Origin of the sequence: Achromobacter sp. SIMBA_011 (assembly GCF_046535435.1) — a bacterium.
In the GTDB taxonomy this organism is placed as follows: domain Bacteria; phylum Pseudomonadota; class Gammaproteobacteria; order Burkholderiales; family Burkholderiaceae_B; genus Achromobacter; species Achromobacter dolens.
In genome coordinates this window covers 1-266 of sequence record NZ_JAWRWN010000568.1, presented here as the reverse complement: position 1 = coordinate 266, position 266 = coordinate 1, and the positions used below count along the sequence as shown (strand labels likewise).

General features: G+C 73.3%; 1 protein-coding gene. It reads left to right on the top strand.

Annotated elements, in window-relative coordinates; translation table 11 throughout:
- A partial coding sequence (locus tag SB816_RS32185; RefSeq protein WP_410548268.1) for a hypothetical protein occupies nucleotides 1–266 on the top strand: 266 nt, incomplete at both ends.

Sequence of the window (266 nt, the reverse complement as noted above, 5' to 3'; positions counted from 1 at the left end):
GAACGGCGAGCGTCCGCAGTCGGCGCAAGGCAATCTCGCGGTGCTGCGCGACTGGCTGATCGCCGAACGCCAACCGGCGCTCGCGGCCCGTTGCGAAGGCTATCTGGAATACGTGCTCGCAGGCGCCACGGCGGTGCTGCCGGGCCCGACGGGCGAGCGCAATACGTACACGTTGTCCGCGCGCGGCACGGTGCTGTGCGTGGCCTCGACGCCGACCGGCGCGCGCGCGCAACTCGCGGTCGTGCTGGCGACGGGCAACCGCGCGC